Raw genomic sequence first — 2,095 nt, 5'->3', positions numbered from 1 at the left:
CATCAATCATCCAACGAAGAACAAATGTCCTCGCTATGTAAACCCCTTGACGAGGCATACCAAAAATCTGGCGTTGACTACTTGGCACGCTGTTGAGTTCTCAAGGAACGGACGCTTCCTTCGGAAACCCTCTCAGGTTTCCTCCGGGCGCTTCCCTTCGGTGTGTCCACTACTTTAGCGGATTTCCCTCGCGGCGCCTAATCGGGCCTTCCGGGTTGGATTTCAGGCACGCTGAAATCGGCCCCGAATTTTGAGGGGATGTCGCTGGTAGTGGTTGGCCGCTCCGGGATTCGAGGTCTCTCACGCAACCTGAGGTCGCAGTGACCAACCGTCCCGTTTCAAGCGGCTCGAACTACACTAGGTCCCGGACCGACCCGCGTCAAGTCCGTTCCGGCGGCGCCGCGGTTGATGTGGCCGGTACGGGCTCACCGTGGGGTCGTCGGCGAGCCAGAACCGCCACGGCTGGTGCGCGCCGTCGCCGCCCACCCCGGTCCTGGGCCCGCTCAGCACCGCCCCCTCGGGAGCGGGTTGACCTGCGAGGACGCGGAGCGGGGCGGACTCGTCCGGGGAGCACAGATCGGTACCGTTGAGCGCGCGGTCCACCTCCAGAGCCGTCGCCAGCCGGGCGGGGCCCTTGGCCAGTTCGGAGTCCTTCCTCGCCTTGGGACGGCGCTTCCGCGCCTGCTCACTGCCCGTCAGGATCTCCCCCGCGCGCAGCAGGACCCCGCTCGCGTGTCCCTCCGGTCCGCAGACGACGTTGAGGCTCCACCACATCCCGTAGATGAAGTACACATACGCGTGGCCGGGGGGACCGAACATCGATGCGTTCCTGGCCGTGCGGCCCCGGTAGGCGTGTGAGCCGGGGTCGGACTCGCCCGCGTACGCCTCCACCTCGGTGATACGCAAGGTGACCGGCCCCTCGTCCGTGCTGCGCAGCAGGATGCGCCCGACGAGCTGCGGGGCGACATCCAGGACAGGGCGGTCGAAGAAGGTACGGGGCAGCGGCGCGTGGCTGTCGTTCGCGTCCTGAGGGGGGCGTCGGCCTGCGATCATGCCGTCCGAGCGTACTGGAGCCCGACCGCCCGGTGGCCCCCTCCGACGGAACCGCCGAGGCGCACCGGGCGTGCCTGGACGTGTGTGACGACATCCGATGGGGAGGAAGCAGATGGCCTTCAAGAAGCTGTTCGCGAGTGTGGGTGTCGGCGGGGCCTCCGTCGACACGGTGCTCTACGAGGAGCAGGTGGAACCCGGCGGCGTGGCCCGGGGCGAGGTGCGGATCGAGGGTGGGTCCGTCACCCAGGAGGTGCAGGGTCTCTCCGTCGGGCTGCAGGCGAAGGTCGAGGTGGAGACGGACGACGGCGAGCACAAGCGGAACATCGAGTTCGCCCGCCGGCAGCTGGGCGGGGAGCTCACGCTCCAGGAGGGGGCCACGTTCGCGGTCCCGTTCGAGCTGGAGATCCCGTGGGAGACGCCCGTCACCGCGGTGGACGGCCAGCCGCTGCGGGGGATGCAGCTCGGGGTGAGCACCGAGCTGGCCATCGCCCGCGCGGTGGACTCGACCGACCTGGACCCGCTGCACATCCACCCGCTGCCCGCGCAGCAGGCGATCCTCGACGCGTTCATCGGGCTGGGGTTCCGGTTCAAGTCCGCCGACATGGAGAAGGGGCGGATCCGGGGCACCCGTCAGCAGCTCCCCTTCTACCAGGAGATCGAGTTCCACGCGGCGCCGCAGTACCGCGGGCTGAGCCAGGTCGAGCTGTCCTTCGTCGCGGACGCCGGCGGGATGGACGTCGTGCTGGAGATGGACAAGAAGCCGGGCCTGTTCTCGGAGGGGAGTGACACCTTCCGCGCGTTCCCGGTGGACTTCGGGACCTTCGCGGACACCGACTGGGAGGGCTATCTCCACGAGTGGCTGTCCGAGGTGGGCGGCAAGCGCGGCTGGTTCTGAAGCCCCGGTCCGGCCCCGGCCTAGATGGTTGATGTGCTTTTACGTGCTGGCCAGCGGGGCCGTGTGGTCGTAGTGGATCAGCGAGCGTTTCCTGTCGGCTCCGCAGGCCCAGTTGTGCCAGATCGCCGTGTTGAGGGCCAGGAGCCG

Annotated in this window: 2 protein-coding genes; one reads left to right on the top strand and one right to left on the bottom strand. The window is 68.2% G+C overall.

The window, feature by feature from the left end; all coding sequences use genetic code 11:
- Positions 1-357 precede the first annotated feature (357 nt).
- Positions 358-1,053: a DNA-3-methyladenine glycosylase gene (locus G5C65_RS36120; protein WP_165303280.1), complete on the bottom strand. Its 696-nt coding sequence runs from the start codon at positions 1,051-1,053 to the stop codon at positions 358-360.
- Between the two features lie 112 nt (positions 1,054-1,165).
- Here G5C65_RS36120 and G5C65_RS36115 point away from each other — a divergent pair, with 112 nt between their 5' ends.
- Positions 1,166-1,948, top strand: coding sequence for a sporulation protein (locus G5C65_RS36115; RefSeq protein ID WP_165303279.1), 783 nt, complete (start codon positions 1,166-1,168; stop codon positions 1,946-1,948).
- The last annotated feature ends 147 nt before the right edge of the window (positions 1,949-2,095 follow it).

Origin of the sequence: Streptomyces boncukensis (assembly GCF_011045075.1) — a bacterium.
GTDB lineage: Bacteria > Actinomycetota > Actinomycetes > Streptomycetales > Streptomycetaceae > Streptomyces > Streptomyces boncukensis.
The sequence above is the reverse complement of the archived record's forward strand: the minus strand, read 5'-3'. Positions and strand labels throughout refer to the sequence as shown.

What these genes read in the sequence shown, in the direction of transcription:
- G5C65_RS36120 (WP_165303280.1), bottom strand. Translation starts at nt 1,053, where the DNA reads ATGATCGCAGGCCGACGCCCCCCTCAGGACGCGAACGACAGCCACGCG.
- G5C65_RS36115 (WP_165303279.1), top strand. Translation starts at nt 1,166, where the DNA reads ATGGCCTTCAAGAAGCTGTTCGCGAGTGTGGGTGTCGGCGGGGCCTCC.